Annotated in this window: 17 protein-coding genes; 3 read left to right on the top strand and 14 right to left on the bottom strand. The window is 72.4% G+C overall.

The genetic code is table 11. From position 1 onward, the window contains the following. Window positions 1–105 precede the first annotated feature (105 nt). The gene (locus N4G70_RS02640; protein WP_261710716.1) at window positions 106–1,560 is read left to right on the top strand and encodes a serine hydrolase; all 1,455 of its coding nucleotides are present in this window, start codon (window positions 106–108) and stop codon (window positions 1,558–1,560) included. A 69-nt stretch (window positions 1,561–1,629) separates the two neighbouring features. Here the strand turns inward: N4G70_RS02640 and era are convergent, their stop codons facing one another. From era to N4G70_RS02605, 7 genes are all read right to left on the bottom strand, one after another. Then, window positions 1,630–2,583, bottom strand: a complete 954-nt coding sequence (era, locus tag N4G70_RS02635; protein WP_261710715.1) for a GTPase Era — start codon at window positions 2,581–2,583, stop codon at window positions 1,630–1,632. A gap of 467 nt (window positions 2,584–3,050) precedes the next feature. After that, on the bottom strand, window positions 3,051–4,016 hold the full coding sequence (locus tag N4G70_RS02630; protein WP_261710714.1) for a DUF916 domain-containing protein: 966 nt from the start codon (window positions 4,014–4,016) through the stop codon (window positions 3,051–3,053). Between the two features lie 60 nt (window positions 4,017–4,076). Further along, window positions 4,077–5,396, bottom strand: coding sequence for a beta-xylosidase (locus tag N4G70_RS02625; RefSeq protein ID WP_261710713.1), 1,320 nt, complete (start codon window positions 5,394–5,396; stop codon window positions 4,077–4,079). Window positions 5,397–5,744: 348 nt separating this feature from the next. Continuing rightward, window positions 5,745–6,227 carry a hypothetical protein gene (locus N4G70_RS02620; RefSeq protein WP_261710712.1) on the bottom strand — a complete coding sequence of 161 codons (483 nt, stop codon included), beginning with the start codon at window positions 6,225–6,227 and terminating at the stop codon, window positions 5,745–5,747. 870 nt (window positions 6,228–7,097) lie between these two features. Then, on the bottom strand, window positions 7,098–7,445 hold the full coding sequence (locus N4G70_RS02615) for a cytidine deaminase (RefSeq protein ID WP_261710711.1): 348 nt from the start codon (window positions 7,443–7,445) through the stop codon (window positions 7,098–7,100). Between the two features lie 43 nt (window positions 7,446–7,488). Further along, window positions 7,489–8,214, bottom strand: coding sequence for a hypothetical protein (locus N4G70_RS02610; protein ID WP_261710710.1), 726 nt, complete (start codon window positions 8,212–8,214; stop codon window positions 7,489–7,491). Window positions 8,215–8,421: 207 nt separating this feature from the next. Further along, window positions 8,422–9,243 carry a helix-turn-helix transcriptional regulator gene (locus N4G70_RS02605; protein ID WP_261711345.1) on the bottom strand — a complete coding sequence of 274 codons (822 nt, stop codon included), beginning with the start codon at window positions 9,241–9,243 and terminating at the stop codon, window positions 8,422–8,424. 143 nt (window positions 9,244–9,386) lie between these two features. Here N4G70_RS02605 and N4G70_RS02600 point away from each other — a divergent pair, with 143 nt between their 5' ends. Next, window positions 9,387–10,835 carry an MFS transporter gene (locus N4G70_RS02600; RefSeq protein ID WP_261710709.1) on the top strand — a complete coding sequence of 483 codons (1,449 nt, stop codon included), beginning with the start codon at window positions 9,387–9,389 and terminating at the stop codon, window positions 10,833–10,835. Between the two features lie 61 nt (window positions 10,836–10,896). Here N4G70_RS02600 and N4G70_RS02595 read toward each other — a convergent pair whose 3' ends face one another. The 6 genes from N4G70_RS02595 to N4G70_RS02570 form a co-directional block, all read right to left on the bottom strand. Continuing rightward, window positions 10,897–11,250, bottom strand: coding sequence for an MmcQ/YjbR family DNA-binding protein (locus N4G70_RS02595; RefSeq protein WP_261710708.1), 354 nt, complete (start codon window positions 11,248–11,250; stop codon window positions 10,897–10,899). Continuing rightward, window positions 11,247–12,548: a hemolysin family protein gene (locus N4G70_RS02590; protein WP_261710707.1), complete on the bottom strand. Its 1,302-nt coding sequence runs from the start codon at window positions 12,546–12,548 to the stop codon at window positions 11,247–11,249. Before N4G70_RS02590 ends, N4G70_RS02595 begins: the two co-directional genes overlap by 4 nt. Then, a complete protein-coding gene (gene ybeY, locus N4G70_RS02585) occupies window positions 12,545–13,042 on the bottom strand; it encodes an rRNA maturation RNase YbeY (RefSeq protein ID WP_261710706.1) in 498 nt (165 codons plus the stop codon). Before ybeY ends, N4G70_RS02590 begins: the two co-directional genes overlap by 4 nt. Window positions 13,043–13,055: 13 nt before the next feature. Further along, entirely contained in the window at window positions 13,056–14,105 is a 1,050-nt protein-coding gene (locus N4G70_RS02580) for a PhoH family protein (RefSeq protein ID WP_261710705.1), read from the bottom strand. A gap of 583 nt (window positions 14,106–14,688) precedes the next feature. Then, the gene (locus N4G70_RS02575) at window positions 14,689–15,852 is read right to left on the bottom strand and encodes a carbohydrate kinase family protein (RefSeq protein WP_399034302.1); all 1,164 of its coding nucleotides are present in this window, start codon (window positions 15,850–15,852) and stop codon (window positions 14,689–14,691) included. Window positions 15,853–16,116: 264 nt separating this feature from the next. Then, window positions 16,117–17,430: a glucarate dehydratase family protein gene (locus N4G70_RS02570; RefSeq protein WP_261710703.1), complete on the bottom strand. Its 1,314-nt coding sequence runs from the start codon at window positions 17,428–17,430 to the stop codon at window positions 16,117–16,119. A 326-nt stretch (window positions 17,431–17,756) separates the two neighbouring features. Here N4G70_RS02570 and N4G70_RS02565 point away from each other — a divergent pair, with 326 nt between their 5' ends. Further along, the gene (locus tag N4G70_RS02565) at window positions 17,757–19,121 is read left to right on the top strand and encodes an MFS transporter (protein ID WP_261710702.1); all 1,365 of its coding nucleotides are present in this window, start codon (window positions 17,757–17,759) and stop codon (window positions 19,119–19,121) included. A gap of 506 nt (window positions 19,122–19,627) precedes the next feature. Here the strand turns inward: N4G70_RS02565 and N4G70_RS02560 are convergent. After that, window positions 19,628–20,626: an adenosine deaminase gene (locus N4G70_RS02560; protein ID WP_261710701.1), complete on the bottom strand. Its 999-nt coding sequence runs from the start codon at window positions 20,624–20,626 to the stop codon at window positions 19,628–19,630. Between the last annotated feature and the right edge of the window lie 35 nt (window positions 20,627–20,661).

Below are 20,661 nucleotides of genomic sequence, written 5' to 3'. Positions count from 1 at the left end.
AACCGACTTCCCTTCTCCTGCGTACACCGTGCGCTTGCGTACACACAGCCCCGTGCGTACGCTGTTCGCACATGGGGGACGCTGTACGCATTCGGGAGGGGCGCGATGTCGAAGAACGTGAGCTGGGACCAGCGGGGGAACTGGCGGGCCGAGGGCGGATGGGGTGTCGGCGACTCGGGCGGCGAGCACTTCTACCGCGACCAGTGGCAGGCCCGGCTCGACCGGCTCCGCCGCACCCACCACGTGCCCGGCGCCACGCTCGCCGTGCTCACCCACGGCACGATCCACGAGCTGGCGAGCGGTGTGCTGCACACCGGGACCGGGGTGGAGGCCACCACCGACTCGGTCTTCCAGCTCGGCTCGCTCGCCAAGACGTACACCGCGACGCTGATCATGCGGCTGGCCGACGCCGGCAGGCTGGACCTCGACGCGCCGGTGCGCACGGTGCTGCCGGACTTCACGGTCGCCGACGAAGAGGCGGCCCGGACCATCACACCCCGCCAGTTACTCTCCCACACGAGCGGTCTGACCTGCGACTTCACCTTCGACTCGGGTCGCGGTGACGACTGCCTTGAGCGGTACGTGGACGCGGCCGCGGGCGTCGCCCTCGACTGCCCGCCCGGCAGCGCCTGCTCCTACAGCAGCCTCGGCTACAACGTGCTGGGCCGCATCGTCGAGGTACTGACCGGCACCACCTGGGACCAGGCGCTCAAGGATCTGCTGCTCACCCCGCTCGGCCTGACCCACACCATGACGCTGCCCGAGGAGGCGCTCGCGTTCCGGACCGCGATGGGACACCTCGGCGAGTACGGCCACGCCCCCGAACCGGCCCCGGCCTGGGACCTCATGCCGCGCTCGGCGGGCCCCTACGGCCGGGTCCTGGCCACCGCGGGTGACGTGGCCCGGTTCGCGCGGCTGCACCTCGCGGACGGCACGGCCCCCGACGGGGCCCGGCTGCTCAGCACGGACAGCGTGAGGGCGATGCGGACCCGCGAGGTCGACTCCCCCGACAAGTGGACCGTCCACGCGGACGGCTGGGGTCTGGGCTGGACGCTGTACGACTGGAACGGCGTGCGGGGCTTCGGCCACGACGGCGCCTCGATCGGCCAGTACGGCTTCCTGCGCGTGGTGCCGAGCGCCGGGGTCGCGCTCGCCCTGCTCACCAACGGCGGCGACGCCCGCCGCCTCTACGAGGAACTCTTCACCGACCTCCTCGCCGACCTGGCCGGGGTGCGGATGCCGCCGCCGTTCGGGCCGCCCGCCGCGCCGGTCCCGGTGGATTGCGCGCCGCTGACCGGGACGTACGAACGCGAGGGCGTCCTGATCACCGTCTCCGCGCGCGAGGACGGCAGGCCGCACCTGGTGTACGAGTTCGTCGGCGGGATGAAGGACTTCTCGCCGCCGCTGGAGATGGACCTCGTGGCGGTGACGGACACGGTGTTCGCCGGCGCGGGCTCCGGCGCGTACAGCGCGGACTGGATGCCGGTCGTCTTCTCCACCCTCCCCGACGGCACGGCCTGCTGCTACATCGGCATGCGGTGCGCTCCGAAGGTGTCCTGACGCGGGTCCCTCCCGGTACGCCTCCACCCCCGCCGGGCACTTCCGGCGGGGGTGGAGGCGTGCGCCGGGTCAGAAGCCGAGCTTGCGCAGTTGCTTCGGGTCGCGCTGCCAGTCCTTGGCGACCTTGACGTGCAGGTCGAGGAAGACGGGCGTGCCGAGCAGTGCCTCGATGTGCTTGCGGGACTTCATGCCGACTTCCTTCAGGCGCTTGCCCTTGGGGCCGATGATGATGCCCTTCTGGCTGGGGCGCTCGATGTAGACGTTGGCGTGGATGTCCAGGAGCGGCTTGTCGGCGGGCCGGTCCTCGCGCGGAATCATCTCCTCGACGACGACCGCGATGGAGTGCGGCAGCTCGTCGCGTACGCCCTCCAGGGCCGCCTCGCGGATCAGCTCGGCCACCATGACCTGCTCGGGCTCGTCGGTGAGGTCGCCCTCCGGGTAGAGCGGGGGGCTGTCCGGGAGCAGCGGGATGATCAGGTCCGCGACGAGCTGGACCTGCTGGTCGCCGACGGCCGAGACCGGGACGATCTGCGCCCACTCGAAGCCGAGCTCCGTGGAGAGCTGGTCCACGGCGATGAGCTGTTCGGCCAGCGTCTTGGAGTCGACCAGGTCGGTCTTGGTGATGATCGCGATCTTGGGGGTCTTCTTGATCCCGGCGAGTTCCTTGACGATGAACTTGTCGCCGGGGCCGAGCTTCTGGTCGGCGGGCAGGCAGAAGCCGATCACGTCGACCTCGGCCCATGTGGTGCGCACCACGTCGTTGAGGCGCTCGCCGAGCAGGGTGCGCGGCTTGTGGAGGCCCGGGGTGTCGACCAGGATCAGCTGGGCGTCCGGGCGGTGCACGATGCCGCGCACGGTGTGCCGGGTGGTCTGCGGGCGGTTGGAGGTGATGGCCACCTTCTGCCCGACCAGAGCGTTCGTGAGGGTGGACTTGCCCGCGTTGGGGCGGCCGACGAAGCAGGCGAAGCCGGCCCGGTGGGGCTGGGCGGCGGCGGTGTCAGCGGCAGGGGTACGAGCGCTCATGCGGCCATTCTCCCCGATCCCGACCCCGGCGCCGCCCAGCACCCCGCCCCGGGGGGTTTCGGCCCCCTCGCCCGCCCACCCGCCCGTGCGGCGGGGTTGGCTGGTTCCGGCCCACCTGGGGCTCCGCCCCAGACCCCGTATCGCGCCTCAAGGGCGCTCGTCCTCAAACGCCGGACGGGCTGAAGATGCCCATGCGGGCCCGCACCGGTCCTGCCAGGGGCGCGGGGAACTGCGCGAGACGCGGGCACGGTCCGCGGATCACCGGGGTTTAGGGGCGCGGGGAACTGCGCGAGAAGCGAGCACGGTCCGCACACGACCGAGGGTTTAGGGGCGCGGGGAACTGCGCAAGACGCGAGCACGGTCCGCACACGACCGAGGGTTTAGGGGCGCGGGGAACTGCGCAAGACGCGACCGCGGGCCGCAGGGTGGGGGGCACCGTTCACGGGCGCCAACAGCTGGGCGGAAGCTCAGGCGCGAGCCGTCCGGTGGCGGCGTACCGCCCGGTGGGTGGGGTAGGCCAGGGCCGCCGCCAGGAGGACCGCCAGGGGCAGCCAGGGCAGGGCCACGAAGGAAACCCCGGCGGAGCCCTGCGCATCCCTCGCCGTGGCCCTCAACTTCACGTCCCCCCAGTCGAGTTGGGGCGCCCCCCGCCACACCTCCGTGAGCGTGACCCGCTGCCCCGGCAGCAGTTCGGACGGCACCTTGGCAAGGCCGCGGCTGAGCAGCGTACGGCCGAAGAGCCCCGTCGCGCTCAAGGCGACCTTCGGGGTGAGCGTGACATTGCCCCGGTTGTGCAGCGTGTACGTGATGTCGGCGCGGCTCTCCCCCACGCCGGGCACCAGCGGCCGGTGCTGGGAGAGCGAGACGTCTTCGACGGCGAGCGCGGGCACGGTGGGCCCGCCGACCCGCAGATAGATCCGCGCCCCCACCGCCTGCTGGATGCCGACGGCGACCTTCCCGTCGGCGCCGGAGCCGGGCGCGACCCGGTCGTCGAGCGCGACGAGGGCGCCGACGTGGTCGCCGGGCTCGGCGTCCGGCGGCACGGTGAGCGTGAAGGCCACGGTGACCTGGGACCGGGCGGGCACGGTGAGCGTGGTGCGGCCCGGCTTCGCCCAGGCCCCCACCCCCGTCTGCCGCTCCTTCTCGGTGCGCACGGCGAACCCCCCGTCGCGCTCGGTGTTGTACGCGTCGGCCCCGTACAGCCGGAAACTCAGCGGCGCCGCCGTCTTGTTGGCGACGGTCACCTTGTCGTCGAGGGTGGTGCCGGGGTCGGCGGAGAGGTAGAAGTACGGGCGCTGGGCGGCGCCCGTGGACGCGGGGAAGACGGACCAGTTGCCGTTGTCGGCGGCGTGCGCCGCGGGCGCGGTGAGCCACCCGAGCGCGGTGAGCCAGGCGAGTACGGCGGCCAGGAGGAGTGCGGACGGCTTGCGCACGGTGCGGGACCCCCGGGGGCTGGTGGGCGGGGCGGGTGCGCGCCCGGCCCACGGTGGACGTCAGGTGAGGGTGAGGGTCAGTACGCCGCTGTAGGCGCCGGGCGCGGTGAACGCCGGCACGTCGAGCGAGAGCTTCGCGTCCACGGTGAACTCGCCGCCGGTGAGCGCCGCGTTCGGGGTGGAGGCGAGGGTCGCGCCCGCGCTGCCCACACTGCCGGCCGAGCCCGCGGCACACACGGACGGGGAGCCGGCCTTGGCGGAGCACGCCGGGGTCCAGCTCAGCCGGCCCGCGTCGATGGAGCCGGCGGGACCGGTGAAGTCGGTGACCTTGCCGGTCAGGGACCAGCCCGCGGGGCCGCCGCGGAAGTCCTGGACCGTCACCGTCTTCAGATCGCCGGTGGAGGCACCGCCCTTGCCGAAGTCGACGGCCTGGAGGTCGACGCTGTCGCCGGCCTGGGACATCGCCAACGTACCCGCGTTCACCGAGGTGTTGAGCTTCTGGGCGGGTCCGGTGGGCGGGGGTCCGCTGTTGACTTTGTACGCCACGGGGCCCGCGCCGTGCGCCGGATCCCAGGCCGCTCCCTCGTAGGCCACGATGCCGGTGGTCGCCGGGTCCGTGATCTTCGGGCGGGCGGTGAAGCCGCCGTTGGCGTCCGACTTGAAGGTGATCTTGTCGGCGGTGGTGGCGCTGCCGTTCCAGCCCGCGACGGTGACATCCGCGTTCGGGGTGAACTTGGACCCGGTGACGGTGGTGCGGTCACCGGCGTTGCCCGAGGCCGGGTCAGCCGCGATGGCCCGCTCGTTGACCTGGCCCCCGCCGTCCGTGGCATTGACCGTCTCGGAGACGGGCGCGGGCGGATTGGTGACCGTGCAGGGGGTGTCCAGCTCCATGATGTAGCTGGTGTGGATGTTGTAGTCGCCGGGCGACAGGGTGATCGCGCCGGCCTTGGTGGCGGTGAAGCTGCCGCTCATGGAGAACGCCGGGAACGCGCCCTTGCCGGGCACCGGGTCGTTCTTCTTCGGCCCGGCCACGTCGACCGAGCCGGTCTGGGCGCCCGCGAGGGTGACCTTGCCGGTCGGCGTCATGATGTCGGCGGGCAGGGCGATGTCGACCGGGTTGCTGGCGGCGGGCTTGTTCACCGTGTACGTGACGGTGACCTTGTCGCCGACCTTGGGTGCCGCGTTGTCCACGGTGATGGTCGCGTTCGTGGTGCCGTCGATGGGCGGGATGCCGGCGATGGCCGGCGGGATGCAGTGCGTGGCGAAGTCCACGGGCGTCGCGGCCAGCGCGCTCGCGGGCGCGGCGAGCGCGCCGGTCCCGGCGGCGAGTGCGACCGCCCCCAATACGGCGGCCAGACGCCGTCTTCGACGTTCCGACATGGGCGTGCCCCCCTTCGTGAAGTGGCACAGCGCGGCTCGGCTGCGCCGACAGGGGGCCATTGACGGCTCGGCGCGAGAAGAAGTCAATGGAATCCCGGTGCATCAACTGATGACCCATCAGATACTGTCAAGATCCCGGCATTTCACGTCTCCGGCGGGTGGGTACGGCAGGGTCGGCCTTCCGGGCCATGCCGGTCCTTACCGGCCCTTGCCGGACCTCGCGTGGCCTTGCCGGACCTCGCCGAACCTCGCGTGGCCTCGCCGAACCTCGCCGAACCTGCCGGGCCCGGGGTACGCGAAAGCCGGCGCCGCCCGGGACGGCACCGGCTCGTTCTGCGTGGGCGGACGTCAGAAGACGAACGGGCCCGGGGACTGCGAGGTCGTGGCGTCGCAGTTCACCGCGACACCGAAGATCGTCATCTTCAGTGCGGTACCGGCGAAGTACGAGTTGAGGCTGTCGCCGGCGGCGACCGTGCCCTTCAGCGGGCCGATCTTGACGGCGCTGCCCGCCGGCAGGGCGGGGTTGGCCTTGCCGCTGAACACCCTGGTTCCGCCGCCGCCCCGGGCGAGGGTCAGGGTCGCGCTGATCTGGTTGGCGCCGACGGCGACCGGGGTGGTGACGGCCGAGGTCAGCGTGATGGTCGCGGCCGTGCCGCTCTGGGTCGCGGTGAGCGTGGCGCCGCCGCCACCCCAGGCCCCGCAGTCGTACGTGGCGGTGGCCGTGGTGGGCGTGACGGCGGCGGCGCCCGGCGCGAAGGCGAGGCCCGCCACGGCCACCGCCCCCACGGCGAGTGCGGCCCGCGCGACCGGCCTGCTGGTGCTCCTACGCATGATTCCCCTTCCCATGACAGGGAGTTGATCGTCTGCCGCGTCCATCGACACACGACCGCGCAGCGGCCCCCGGCCCACGTGCACGGGTGCGCGGGCGTGCGGGCATGGCTGTACAGGGGCTGCGGTTCGCTGCGCGTCGGGAGCGCGTCCGACTCCGGTGCGGGGTTGCGGCTCTGCACCCCACGCCGGCCCGTCACCTTGACCTGACGGTCCGTCGGATCGACTGTCGTCCATTGATGCGCGGGGGTGTGTGGATTGCAAGGGGCATCGCGTTGATTCTTAGGGGGTGCCGGCCCCCGGGGGGGGTGGGGGCGGGGCCTGGTGCGGCTGCGGTTGCGGCGGGGCTACGGCTGCGGGCCGTGCGGGGCCGCTCGCGCGGTTCCCCGCGCCCCGGGGGGGTGGCCTGGGGCGGGGTTCTGCGCAGTTCCCCGCGCCCCAAAACCCGATTTCCTCCGCGGGCCGCGGGTGGCTGGTCGCGCAGTTCCCCGCGCCCCTGGGGGTGACCCGGGCCCGGGGTTTGCGCAGTTCCCCGCGCCCCTGAACCCGCCTTCGTCCGCAGACCGTGCCCGCGTCTCGCGCAGTTCCCCGCGCCCCCAACCCTCTCGATCCTGCGGACCGTGGTCGCTTCTCGCGCAGTTCCCCGCGCCCCTAAAAGCCCTCCGGTCTGCGGGCCGTGCGTGGTTGGTCGCGCAGTTCCCCGCGCCCCTGGCGGTGCTGGTGCTGGCCCGCATCGGGCATTTCAGCCTGTCCGGCGTTTGAGGACGAGCGCCCTTAAGGCGCGAACGGGGTCTGGGGCGGAGCCCCAGGGTCCCGGAACCAACCAACCCCGCCGCACGGGCGGGTGGGTGGGAAAACACCCCCGGGGCCGGGTCAGGAGGTCGGAGACCTCAGGGTGCCGTCGGGGGAGGCCAGGAGGATGGGCGCGCCGGGCCCCCCCAGGTCCCGTACCGCCGCCACATCCGCCTCCGCCAGCCCAACCGCCTCCGTCACCACCGCCGCCGCCTCCAGCGACCCCGCCCCACTGGCCACCGCCATCGCCACCGCGGTCTGGAGCGCGGAGAGCTTCAGGGAGGCCAGCGACACCGTGCCGGCCACATATGTGCGGCCGGTCTCGTCGCGTACGGCCGCGCCCTCGGCCACGCCGTTGCGGGCCCGGGCGCTGCGCGCCAGCGTGATGATCTTGCGGTCCTCGGGGTCGAGTTCGGTGCTCTCAGTCATGCCCCGAGCATAAGGAGTGCCGGGCCCGGGACCGCTGCGGGGCTCAGCCCTTGACCGCCTGGTCCAGCTTCTTGGCGACCGTGGCCGTGATGGTCTTGAACTCCGCGCCCGCCGCGCCCCCCGGCGTCTTGCTCTTCGTGGAGAACGTGCTCAGCGCCGCGCCCTTGCGGACCACGTAGTTGTCGAAGGCCATCTTCACCTGGGTCAGGTCGAGGACGAGCTGGTAGCCGTGGGCCTCGTCGCCCGCCTTGTCCAGGGTGAGCGGCTTGAGGGTGGCGGGGTACTTCTGGCCGTCCACCTCAACGCCGAAGGAGGCACACTGCGCGAGGCTCGCGTCGAAGCCCTTGAGGTAGCCGGCGGCCTTGTCGCCGTCGAAGCCGAAGACCTGCTGGCCGCCGTCCTCGAAGTTGACGGTCTGCCGGGCCGCGGCGCCCAGCGGGGCCGGCTCGCTCTGGACGATGTCGAGGAACTTCTGGCACTCGGCCTTGTCGGCCTTGCCCATGGTGGAGCCGCCCTCGGGGTCCACCTTCCAGCCCGCCGGAACGTCCTTCGTCGTCAGCAGGGCCGCCTTCAGCTGCGCCTCGGAGACGGTGCCACCCGCGGCGCCCGGGGCGGAGGCCGAGGGTGCCGAGGACTTGGCGGTGTCCTTGTCGGCGGCCTTGTCGCTCTTGCTGTCCGAGCCTCCGCACGCGGCGGCGAACAGCAGGGACGAGGCGACCAGGGTGACGGCGGCGGCGCGTCGGGCGGAGCGGGAAGCGGACATGGGCATGCGGGATCCCCCCAGGGATGGATGACTGTGGATCGCGCGCCTGACGGCGGGCTACCTGTGGACTTTATGTGAAAGGCGGCCCGCGCCGCCTCCCGATACCCGCCCGTGCGGCCAGGCCCACACCTGCCGCGGCCGCCGCACCTGTCTCATCCCGCCGGCACCCCGCGCCTCACCGGCCCCACTCGAAGCCCGCACCCGCCCCGCCCGTCACCCCGCGATCGGGTACATCGAGCCGCGCCGCCCCTCCGGCGAGGTCAGCCACTCCAGCTTCTCGGCGGTGTCGGTGTTCGGCAGCGGGGTGTGCAGCACGATCACCAGGTCCGGGCGGGCCGGCACCTGCAGCTGCGTCGACTCGACATGCAGGGCGCCGACCACCGGGTGCTCCATCTCCTTGCGGACCTGCCCGCCGGGCATGACGTCGCGCCGCTCCCACAGCTCCACGAACTCCGGGCTCAGCGCCCGGGTCTCCTCGACGATCGCCTGGAACCCCTCGTCGTCGGGCCGCTCCGAGCAGGCCGCGCGGAACTGGGCGACGACCGTGCAGGCGATCTCCTCCCAACGCTTGGCGCGCGAGCGGTAGATGGGGTCGGTGAAGAACGCGACCAGGCAGTTCTGCACGATCTCCGGGCGCATCCCGAGGACCAGCGCCGCCGCGTCGTTGTACATGACCGTGTTCCAGTACGCGTCCATGATGTGCGCGGGGAACGGCATCCAGGCGTCGATGAGCCGTTGCAGACCCTGGCACATGTCGGCGTTGGCCGGATCGACCTCGGGGGCCGGCGGGTTGAGCCCGGCCAGGACGTACAGGTGCCGGCGTTCGGCGCTGGTCAGCCGCAGCACCCGGCCCACCGAGTCAAGGACCTGCGGGGACACCGTGATGTCGCGGCCCTGCTCCAGCCACTGGTACCAGGACACCCCCACCCCGGCGAGGACCGCGACCTCCTCGCGGCGCAGTCCCGGGGTGCGGCGCCGGCCTCCGCCGTCGGGCAGTCCCGCCTGCGTCGGGGTGATCCTGGCGCGCCTGCTCATCAGGAACTCGCGGAGCTCACTGCGGCGGCGCTTGTCGATCGGTGTGGCCACGAACAACTCCCCCTGTCGGCTGCCTGGTGGTGCCGGCACCAGCATAAGTTCCCTCTCTCCACGGGCATTCCCGAGCCGCGAGGGTGGTGGACATGGCGATCGACACACCGACCACAGTCCCCGGGCCCGACACCGCGGCCCCCTCCCCCACCGCACCGCCGCCCCCGGCCGGCGTCCGGCTCAGCGGCCGGGCCAAGCTCGTCCTCTTCGTGCTCTGCGCCGCCCAGTTCATGGTGGCGCTCGACTTCTCCGTACTGAACGTGGCGCTGCCCGCCCTCGGCGCGGACCTGGGTCTGAGCCGGTCCGCGCTCCAGTGGGCGGTCACCGCGTTCGCGCTGCCCTCGGGCGGCTTCCTGCTCCTGTTCGGCCGCATCGCCGACCTGTTCGGCCGCAAGAAGCTGTTCCTGACCGGCCTCGTCCTGTTCGGTACGGCCTCGCTGCTCGCCACCCTCGCCTGGGACCCGGCGTCCTTCCTGACCGGGCGGGCGCTGCAAGGCCTCGGCGCGGCCGTGATCGTGCCGACCGGCATGTCGCTGCTGACCACGACGTTCCCCGAGGGTCCGCTGCGTGACAAGGCGCTCGGCATCTCCGGCACGCTGCTCTCGCTGGGCTTCACCGTCGGCATGGTGCTCGGCGGCGTCATGACCGACACCCTGGGCTGGCGCTCCACGATGGGCCTGCTCGTGGTCTTCGCGGTGGTCGTCCTGGCCCTGGCCCCCGGCCTGCTCCCCGAGTCCCGCACCCCCGAGCGCCCGCGCCTGGACGTACCCGGCGCCGTCACCGTCACCGGCGGTCTGCTCGCGGTGATCTACGCCCTGTCGACGGCGGCCCAGCGCGGCTTCGGCGGTGCGGACGTCCGGGGCACCCTGCTCGTGGGCATCGCCCTGCTCGTCGCGTTCGTCGTCGTCGAGTCGAAAGCGTCGGCGCCGCTGGTCTCGCTGCCGATGCTCAAGCGCCGCACGGTGGCCTGGGGCAATCTGGGCGGCCTGGTCACCTTCTCGATGATGTCGACGGTCGTCTTCGTGCTGACCCTCTACCTCCAGGAGACCCTGGGTCTCTCCTCGTTCGAGACGGGCCTGGTCTTCGGCGTCCAGGGCGTCGCCTCGGCCGTCGCCGGTTCCTACGCCGCCCGTCTGATCGGCCGCTTCGGCGCCCGCCGTGTCCTTGCCGGATCGCTGCTCGGCCAGGGCGCCTTCATCGCGGCGCTCCTCGGCCTCGGCACCCACTCGGGCGCCCTGCTCGCGACCGTCGCCGTCTCGCTGGCCAGCATGTGCCACCTCGGCGCGATCATCTCGTACGGCGTGACCGTGACCAGCGGGGTGCCCGACGAGGAGCAGGGGCTCGCGACCGGCCTCGTCACCACCACCCAGCAGGTCGGCCTGACCGTCGGCATCCCGCTGCTCGGTGTCCTGGCCACCACGCGGGGCTCCCTGTTCGACGGGGTGCGCACGGTCCTGTTGATCGACGCGGTGATCGTGGTCGCGGCGGCCGCGCTGGTGGCGGTGGGCCTCGGGCTCGGCCGCGGCCGCGGGAAGGCCTAGTGACCCCGGCGGCCGGGGCCCCCGGGGTGCGGGCCGTGAGAAGGCCCGGCGCCCTGGCGGTTCAGGCCCGGTCGAGCCGGAGCCGCTCGGCCTTCGGCAGGCCGGCGACCACCAGGTCGTACGAGTCCTCGATGAGCTCCCGGACCATCCGGTCCGGGAGTTCGGCCACGTTCACGGTGTTCCAGTGGCGCTTGTTCATGTGCCAGCCCGGCACGATCGCGGGGTGTTCCTCGCGCAGCCGGATCGCGTCGTCCGGGTCGCACTTGAGGTTGATGGTGAGCGGCTTCGCGTCGAGGGCGGTGAGCGCGAACATCTTGCCGAGCACCTTGAAGACGGACGTCTCCGCGTTGAACGGGAACTCCTCGGTGGCGGCGTTGAACTCCAGGCAGAACGCCCGCAGTTGCTTCGGGTTCACCGCGCTCCCTCCTTCTCCTCGTCGTCGTCCTTGGTCGGCTCCACGAGTACCGTGACGATCTTGTTGCGGCGGCCGGCCGGCGACTCGGCGGTGAGCCGCAGCCGGCGCGCGTCGGGCAGTTCGACCACGGCCGTGGCGCCGGCGATCGGCACCCGCCCGAGCGATTTGGCGAGCAGCCCGCCGACGGTCTCCACGTCCTCGTCGTCGTACGCGTCGAAGCCGAACAGCTCGCCCAGATCGCCGATGTCGAGGCGGGCGGTGACCCGGAAGCAGCCGTCCGCGAGCTCGGTGACCGGCGGCAGTTCGCGGTCGTACTCGTCGGTGATCTCGCCGACGATCTCCTCCAGGATGTCCTCGATGGTGACGATGCCGGCGGTGCCGCCGTACTCGTCGATGACGACCGCGACGTGGCTGCGCTGCTGCTGCATCTCGCGCAGCAGGTCACCGGCGTTCTTGGTGTCGGGCACGAAGGCGGCGGGCCGCATCGCGGAGGAGACGAGGTCGGCCTCGGAGTCCCGGTTGATGTGCGTCTTGCGCACCAGGTCCTTCAGATAGACGATCCCGACGATGTCGTCCTCGTTCTCACCGGTCACCGGGATGCGCGAGAAACCCGAGCGCAGGGCGAGGGTGAGCGCCTGGCGGATCGTCTTGTAGCGCTCGATGCACACCAGGTCGGTGCGCGGCACCATCACTTCGCGCACCAGGGTGTCGCCCAGCTCGAACACCGAGTGCACCATGCGGCGCTCGTCGTCCTCGATCAGCGACTCCGCCTCGGCGAGGTCGACCATCGCGCGCAGCTCGGCCTCGGAGGCGAACGGTCCCTTGCGGAAGCCTTTTCCGGGGGTCAGCGCGTTGCCGAGCAGGATGAGGAGCTGCGGGATCGGCCCCATGATCCTGGCCAGCGGCAGCAGGACGTACGCGGCGGCCGTCGCGGTGTTCATGGGGTGCTGCCGGCCGATGGTGCGCGGCGAGACGCCGACGGCGACGTACGACACGAGGACCATCACGGCGATGGCGACGAGCAGCGCCGCCCAGGTCTCGCCGAACTCCTCCAGGCACACATAGGTGACGAGGACCCCGGCGGCCATCTCGCAGGCGACCCTGACGAGCAGGGCCACGTTGAGGTAGCGCGTGGGGTCGGAGGCGATCTGGGCGAGCTTGGCGCTGCCGCGCCGGCCGGTGCGTACCGCCTCGGCGGCGCGGAAGGAGGAGATGCGGGCGAGCCCGGCCTCGGCGCAGGCGGCGAGCCAGGCGACGACGACCAGGGCGACGGCTCCCGCGATCAGTTGCCCGGTCATGAGACGGTCGGCGCCGGGGAGGGACCGGTCAGGCCCTTCTCCGCACGCCAGCCGTCGACGATGGCCGCCTGGAGGCCGAACATCTCGGCCTTCTCGTCCGGCTCCTCGTGGTCGTAGCCGAGCAGGTGCAACACCCCGTGGACGGTGAGGAGTTGGAGCTCCTCGTCCATGGAGTGCCGCGTCTCGGCGTCCTCGCCCTGCTGCTTGGCGACCTCGGGGCACAGCACGATGTCACCGAGGAGCCCCTGCGGGGGCTCCTCGTCGTCCTTCGACGGCGGCCGCAGCTCGTCCATCGGGAAGGACATGACATCGGTCGGCCCCGGCAGGTCCATCCACTGGATGTGGAGCTGCTCCATGGCCTCGGCGTCCACGACGATCACCGACAGCTCGGAGAGCGGGTGGATCCGCATCCGTGTGAGGGCGTAGCGGGCGATGTCGAGGATCGCCTGCTCGTCGACCTCGGTTCCGGACTCGTTGTTGACGTCGATCGACATGGTGCGCTCTGCTCTACTTCCCGTTGCGGCCGCTGTGACCGTTCTGGTCCTGGCGGCTGTCGTACTGCTCGTACGCGTCGACGATACGGCCGACGAGCTTGTGCCGTACGACATCCTGCGAGGTGAGCCGGGAGAAGTGCACGTCGTCGACGCCGTCCAGGATGTCCTGGACCTGGCGCAGACCGCTCTTGGTGCCGCCGGGCAGGTCGACCTGGGTGACGTCACCGGTGATGACGATCTTCGAGTCGAAGCCGAGGCGGGTCAGGAACATCTTCATCTGCTCGGTGCTGGTGTTCTGTGCCTCGTCGAGGATGATGAACGCGTCGTTGAGCGTACGGCCCCGCATGTACGCCAGCGGGGCGACCTCGATGGTGCCGGCGGCCATCAGCCTCGGGATCGAGTCCGGGTCGAGCATGTCGTGCAGCGCGTCGTAGAGCGGGCGCAGATACGGGTCGATCTTCTCGTAGAGCGTGCCGGGCAGGAAGCCGAGGCGCTCGCCGGCCTCCACGGCCGGCCGGGTCAGGATGATCCGGGTGACCTGCTTGGACTGCAGGGCCTGGACCGCCTTGGCCATGGCGAGATAGGTCTTTCCGGTACCGGCGGGGCCGATGCCGAAGACGATCGTGTGCTTGTCGATCGCGTCGACGTACCGCTTCTGGTTGAGGGTCTTGGGGCGGATCGTGCGGCCGCGGCTGGAGAGGATGTTCTGGGTGAGCACCTCGGCCGGGGTCTCGCCGTTCCCGTCGGCGGCCGCCTGGCCGCCGTTCGCGTTGCCGCTCGCCCGGAGCATGGCGATCGAGCGTTCCACTGCGTCCTCCGTCATCGGCTGTCCGGTGCGGAGCACCAGCATCATCTCGTCGAACAGGCGCTGGATGAGGGCGACTTCCGTCGCGTCCCCCACGGCGCTGATCACATTGCCCCGTACATGGATGTCGGCCGACGGGAAGGCCTTCTCGATCACGCGCAGCAGGGAGTCGCTCGAACCCAGAATGGTCACCATGGGGTGCTTGGCCGGGATGGTGATCTGGGCGTGCGCCTGCGGGTGTGTGGGTGTCTGCGTCATGGGCCGGCCCTGTGGCCTGCACATACCTCCCGTTGCAGGGTTCTCGCCGCTCGAGAGCCTCTGGAATACCAAGCGTACGACTTACGCCCCGGGGGTCCGAGCCCTTTTCCCCGGGCCCCGCCCCCGACCCGTTTCCCCCGGGCCCCCACCGGGATCGCCCGGCTCCACCCCTGAGGCCTCCCCCGCCCCCCAGGGGCTCCGCCCCCGGACCCCCGCTCCTCAAACGCCGGAGGGGCTGAATCGCCGGGATTGCGCTCGGCCCTCCCCGCCGCCTCCCTCGCCCCCGCTGTGGGCAATCGTCCCGCAGGGCGGGACGGGTGGGCACAGCCCCCGGTGCCGGGCACCGCATCGGTTCCGCCGTCACGCCCCCGCGGACCGCGTCCAGGGGCTCCGCCCCCGGACCCCCGCTCCTCAAACGCCGGAGGGGCTGAATTCGCGCCGGCCAGGGTCGGAGAGGGACCGAGGCCGGGAGCAGGGCGTCCAACCCCCGCGGGGTTGGACCGGCCAGGACCGGGAGGGCGGGCATCCAGGCCGCGCGGGATTGGGCCGGGCAGGGTCCAGCGACCCGGGCCGGAAAGGGAGGTCAGGACGGTGTGCGGAAGCCCAGGGTGGGGACGGCTCGGCGGAGGGGCCAGGTGCGGGCCGCGCCGGGGAGGAGGTCGGAGAGGAAGGCGTAGCGGCGCAGCGCCGCGGGGTCCTGGTTCTCCAGGGTCCGCACCCGCTCCCACCACCCCGCGATCTCCGCCCACCCCGGCGCCGACAGCGAGCCCCCGAACTCCTGGACCGAGAGCGCCGCCGTCAGCCCCGCGAAGGCGAGCCGGTCGGGCAGGGGCCAGCCCGCGAGGGTGCCGGTGACGAAGCCCGCCACGAAGACGTCGCCCGCCCCGGTCGGGTCGAGGGCCTCGACCTCGATGGCCGGCACGTCCGCCGTCTCCCCCGTCGCCCCGTCCACCGCGTACGCCCCCTCGGGCCCCAGCGTCACCACCGCGAGCGGCACCTTCTCGGCGAGCGCGCGGGCCGCCGCCCGGGGGCAGTCGGTCCCGGTGTAGCGCATCGCCTCGGCCGCGTTGGGCAGGAACGCCTCGCAGTGTTCGAGCTCGGGAAGCTCCGCCAGGTCCCAGCGTCCGGTGTCGTCCCAGCCGACGTCCGCGAAGATCCGCGCGCCGGAACGGGCGGCGTCCGCGATCCACCCCTCGCGCCGCCCCGGCACCAGGGAGGCGACGGCGGCCCGGGCGCGCGGCGGGCAGTTGGGCGCGGACAGTTCGTGGGGCGCCTCGTGGCCATGGGTGACCATGGTGCGTTCGCCCTCGTACGCCATCGAGACGGTGACCGGCGAGTGCCAGCCGGGCACGGTGCGCGACGGCGTCAGGTCGATGCCCTCGCCCTGTTCGAGCGCGTCCCAGCAGTATTCGCCGTAGTGGTCGTCGCCGAAGGCCGCGGCCAGGGAGGTGTGCAGGCCGAGGCGGGCCAGCGCGGTGGCCATGTTGGCGATGCCGCCCGGGCTCGAACCCATGCCCCGCGCCCAGGACTCGGTGCCGCGCACCGGCGCCGAGTCGAGCCCGGTGAAGATGATGTCGAGGAAGACCGTGCCGGTGAGGAAGACGTCGCAGGGCGGGTCGCGGGGGTCGCGCAGCCCGTCGAGCGGGTCGAGCCGGGAGGCCGGGCGCGGTTCGGCACTGGGAGCGGGCCGCCGGGGGCTCCGCTCCGACGGCCCCGACGGCCCCGACGGCTCGGCCGGACCGCCCATGCCCGGCCGCCCGGGCTCGTGGTGCGGGCCGCGGGGACGGTGCGACTGGTGGTGCGAGGGGTGGGGCGGCTGTTGGGGCGACCGCCCTCCGCTGGGTGGTGTCGTCACGGCGGACTCTCCGTTCGCGTACAGATCTGGCAAGTCTGCCCGATGTACGCGGGAGAGGTCCGGACGGCAGCAGGGCTGCCGGCGCGGGAGTCGCCCGGGGACGGCCCGGCGGCACGCACGCCCGCCGGACTTCCCGGAACGCGCTCCGGCCGCCCGCTACCAGCGCGGCAGCGCCGGAGTCGTCCAGTCGGCGTGTTCCGGGGCGCGGCGCATCGCGGCGGCGTCGTCGCGGTCGCGCAGGGTGCCGTCGTCGTCGAGCCAGCGGCGGTGCAGCCGGGCCAGTTCGACGCGGTCGAGCTGGACGCCGAGTCCAGGGGCGTCGGACACCGCCAGGCGCCCGTCGCGGAACTCGGGCCGGACGGTGATCACGTCCTCGGTACTCCACGGGTAGTGGCTGTCGCAGGCGTAGTCGAGGTTGGGGACGGTCGCCGCGACCTGGGTCATCGCGGCGAGGCTGATCCCCATGTGCGTATTGGAGTGCATGGACAGGCCGACCCCGAACGCCCGGCAGATCGCGGCGAGTTCACGGGTGTTGCGCAGCCCGCCCCAGTAGTGGTGGTCGGACAGGACGACCTGGACCGCGTCGGTCAGGAACGCCTGCCTGATCTCGGGGAACGTCGTCACGCACATGTTGGTGGCGAGCGGCACCCGCGCACCCCGGGCCACCTCGGCCATCGCGGCCGTGCCGGGCGCCGGGTCCTCCAGGTACTCCAGTACGTCCACGAGTTCGGCGGCCACCCCCAGCGAGGTCTCGGGGGTCCAGCCGCCGTTGGGGTCGAGCCGCAGCGGACGGCCGGGGAACGCGGCGGCCAGGGCGCGGATCGCGGCCACCTCCTGCTCGGGCGGGAAGACGCCGCCCTTGAGCTTGAAGGAACGAAAGCCGTACGCGTCCACGAAGCGGCGGGCCTGTTCGACGATCCCCGCGGGGTCGAGGGCCGCGCCCCAGGCGTCCTTGTGGCCGGCCCCGCCCGGGTGTTCGGCCCAGCGGTAGAAGAGGTAGGCGCTGTACTCGACCTCGTCGCGGACCTTGCCGCCGAGCAGGGTGTGGACGGGCACGCCCTGGATCTTGCCGAGCGCGTCCAGGCAGGCCACCTCGAAGGCGGAGACGACGGACAGGCGCAGCTTGTCGGCGGTCTGGACGCCCCGCAGTCCGCCCACGTCCACCGCGTGGTCGACCCGGGCCTCATCGACACCGATCTCGTTCACCAATGTGAACAGTCCATTGAGGTCGGCGATGTCGTGGCCGATCAGCGCGTCGGCGTAGGGACGGGCCAGTTCGAGGTATTTGGTGTCGCCGTACGTCTCACCGACCCCGGCCACCCCCTCGGCCGTGACGACCTCGACCACCAGCCGGGGGGTATAGGGCTGGTGCACGCCCTGGACGTTGAGGAGAGGCGGGTCGCCGACGAGGACCGGCGTGAGCCGCACCTCGGCGATCCGCTGCCCCCGCACCGCGGCCACTCGATTCATGACGCCCCGCCCATCCACCGTCCGTCCGCCATGCCGCCATGACGGATCACCATCCACTCATGAGAATGGAGACTAGGTATGTGAACAGGCATCGTCAAGGGTGACCGGTCTCGACCAGGGGCCCTCAACTCCCATGCCCCCGTGCGAAATTCGCGCTTTTACCCGACGAGACCCGGGGCAAACGAAACGTGACCCAGATCACTCCGTCCCAGCTTTTCGCGCACTCGGGACGCTTGATACAAATTGGGCCCGCGTTCCCGTACAACACCGGGCGCATCCCCCCTCTTTGACCTCCCTGCCCCCGGGCCCTGTTCCTTGGAACGCGCATGTCCGCACGCCCTCGTGCCGCCTGGCCCCTGGTCGCCGTCTTCACCGCCGGTTACCTCGCCGCCTATCTCCTTCCCACCGTCGTCGGCCGGCTCTCGGCCGGCCTCGGGCTCTCCCCCGCGGAGGCCGGACTGGTCGGCTCGACGCTGCTGTTGAGCTCCGCCATGGCCGGCTTCACGCTCGCCTCCAGAGTCGAACAGCAGGGCCCGCGCCGGCTCGCCCGCTGGGGCCTGCTCCTCGCGATCACGGGGTACGGCGGCGCCGCCCTCACCACACTGATGCCGGTCGTCGTGGCGGGCGCGGTGGTCGGCGGACTCGGCTCCGGCACCGCGACGGCGGTCGCCGCGGCCGGTATCGCCGCGCAGCGCGACCCCCACCGCGCCTCGACCCTGGGCCTGCTCTCCGTCTCGGCGACGGCGGGCGCCCTCTATCTGACCATCCCTCACCTCGGCGGCGGCCACGCGACCCCGCTCGCCTCGATCGCCCTCGTCGCGGCCCTGGTGTGGCCCGCGACGCGGTGGCTTCCGGGCGGGAGTGGGGTCGGTGTCGGTGCCGGTGGGCTCGGCGCGGGCCGAATGGCCGACTCCGTTGCGCCGCTCGAACCCGTCACGGCCGGCGAGGGAGCGGGCGGGCGGCTGCCGCACCGGCGCTCCGGTACGGTCCTGGCCGCGACCATGCTCTGCTGGTCCCTCGCGCAGAACGCGCTGTGGGGGGTGAGCGGACGGATCGGCCTCACCCAGGCCGGGCTGAGCGAGGTCACCGTGGGCATGGTCTTCGCGGCCGGGCTCGGCGCGGGGCTGCTCGGCGTGCTCGGCGCGGGTGCGCTCGGCGCGCGGCTCGGGCGGGCGGTGCCGATCGGCGCGGGTACGGCGATCATCGCGGGCTGCATCGTGGTCAGCGCCTCGGCGCGGGGGCTGGTGTCGTTCGCGGCCGGCGAGGTCCTGTGGAACGTCTTCTACCCGGTGGTCCTGTCGTATCTGATCGGCCTGTCCGCCTCGCTCGACCCGCGCGGACGCTGGGCGGTGCTCGCCGGCTCGGCGTCCTCGCTGGGGGTGGCCTGCGGGCCGCTCACGGGCAGCCTCCTGTCCCAGTACGCGGGGTACCGGGGCATGGGGATCGTGCTGTGCGCGCTGCTGCTGCTCATCGCGGCGCCGATGAGTGCGGTGGCGCTGCACACGTCGGGGCGGCCGCTGGTGCCGGGGTCCATCCGGCGTCGCGGCGGTACGCCGGCGGCGGTTGTCGCGGGGCGGGTGGGGGCGTCGGGGGCGGGGCTGCTTCCGCAGATCGGGGTGCGGGAGCAGGAGGTCGCGGAGATCGCGATCCGCTCCCGGGCGAGGAGGCGCCGCAAGGTCTTGGCGTCCTGAGTTCCCCCCACCCCGCCCCTCCCCGAAACCCTCCGGAGGCATGGCGGGCGCGCCCCCCACTCCCCTGGGGCTCCGCCCCAGACCCCGAGCACCATTGCCCACCCACCCGCCCGTGCATCGGGGTTGGATGGTTCGGGCCATCCTGGGGCTCCGCCCCAGACCCCGTATCGCGCCTGAACGGCGCTCGTCCTCAAACGCCGGACGGGCTGAGGTGTCCTGCGCTGGCCGGCGCCGAGTAGTTAGGGGCGCGGGGAACTGCGCGAGAAGCGACCACGGCCCGCAGGCGAAAACGGGTTTTGGGGGCGCGGGGAACTGCGCGAGGAGCGAGCACGGCCCGCAGACCGAAGGGCTTTCAGGGGCGCGGGGAACTGCGCGAGCAACCACGCACGGTCCGCAGACGAAAACGGGTTTTGGGGGGCGCGGGGAACTGCGCGAAAAGCGACCACGGCCCGCAGACCGTGACGCCGCTGAGGGCACGCCTCACCCACCCCGCACCCCCTGCGGAGCTACTCCGCAGAGAAGTCGTACGCCTCCACCTCCGCCAGATACCCCGCCCGCCTCCCCTCCTCGTCGTCCAGGAACGCCGCCAGGAAGGAGTTCCGGGCCAGCTCCCGCAGCCGCCCCCGGTCCAGCCCCAGCGCCTCGCGCACGGCGTGGAACGTGTCGTCCACGTACCCCCCGAAGTACGCCGGGTCGTCGGAGTTGACCGTGCACAGCAGACCCGCGTCCATCATCGCCGCCAGCGGATGCTCCTCCAGCGTGTCGATCGCGCGCAGCCGTACGTTCGACAGCGGGCACAGGGTGAGCGGGATGCGGTCCCGGGCCAGGCGGGCCACGAGGTCCGGGTCCTCCAGGGCGCGCAGGCCGTGGTCGACGCGCTCCACACCCAGTACGTCGAGTGCCTCCGTGATGTACGCCGGCGGGCCCTCCTCGCCGGCGTGGGCCACCCGGCGCAGACCGAGGGCCGCCGCCGCCTCGTACACCTCGCGGAACTTGGCCGGCGGGTGGCCGACCTCCGCGGAGTCGAGGCCCACGCCGGTGATCCGGTCCAGATACGGCCGCGCCGCCTCCAGGGTGAGCAGCGCCGACTCCGCCGACTCGTCCCGCAGGAAGCAGAGGATGAGCCGGGTCGAGATGCCGTGGCGTTCCTCGCTCGTGGACAGGGCGCGCCACAGCCCCTCCACCACCGTGCCGATCGGCACACCCCGCGCGATGTGCGCCTGCGGGTCGAAGAAGATCTCCGCGTGGCGTACGCCCTGAGCTGCGGCCCGGGTCAGATAGGCGTCGGCCAGCGAGGCGAAGTCGTCCTCGGTGCGCAGCACCCGCATCAGCGAGTAGTACAGGTTGAGGAAGGACTGGAGGTCGTCGAAGAGGTACGCCTTGCGCAGTTCCTCGGTGTCGGCGTACGGCAGCTCCACGCCGTTGCGTGCGGCGAGTTCGAAGGCCAGCTCGGGTTCGAGGGTGCCTTCGATGTGGAGGTGGAGTTCGGCCTTGGGGAGAGGCATGGGGGGCTTCCTAGCGGTCGTGCGTGATGCTTCAG

The sequence above is a fragment of the Streptomyces sp. ASQP_92 genome, assembly GCF_025399895.1.
Classification (GTDB): domain Bacteria; phylum Actinomycetota; class Actinomycetes; order Streptomycetales; family Streptomycetaceae; genus Streptomyces.
The sequence above is the reverse complement of the archived record's forward strand: the minus strand, read 5'-3'. Positions and strand labels throughout refer to the sequence as shown.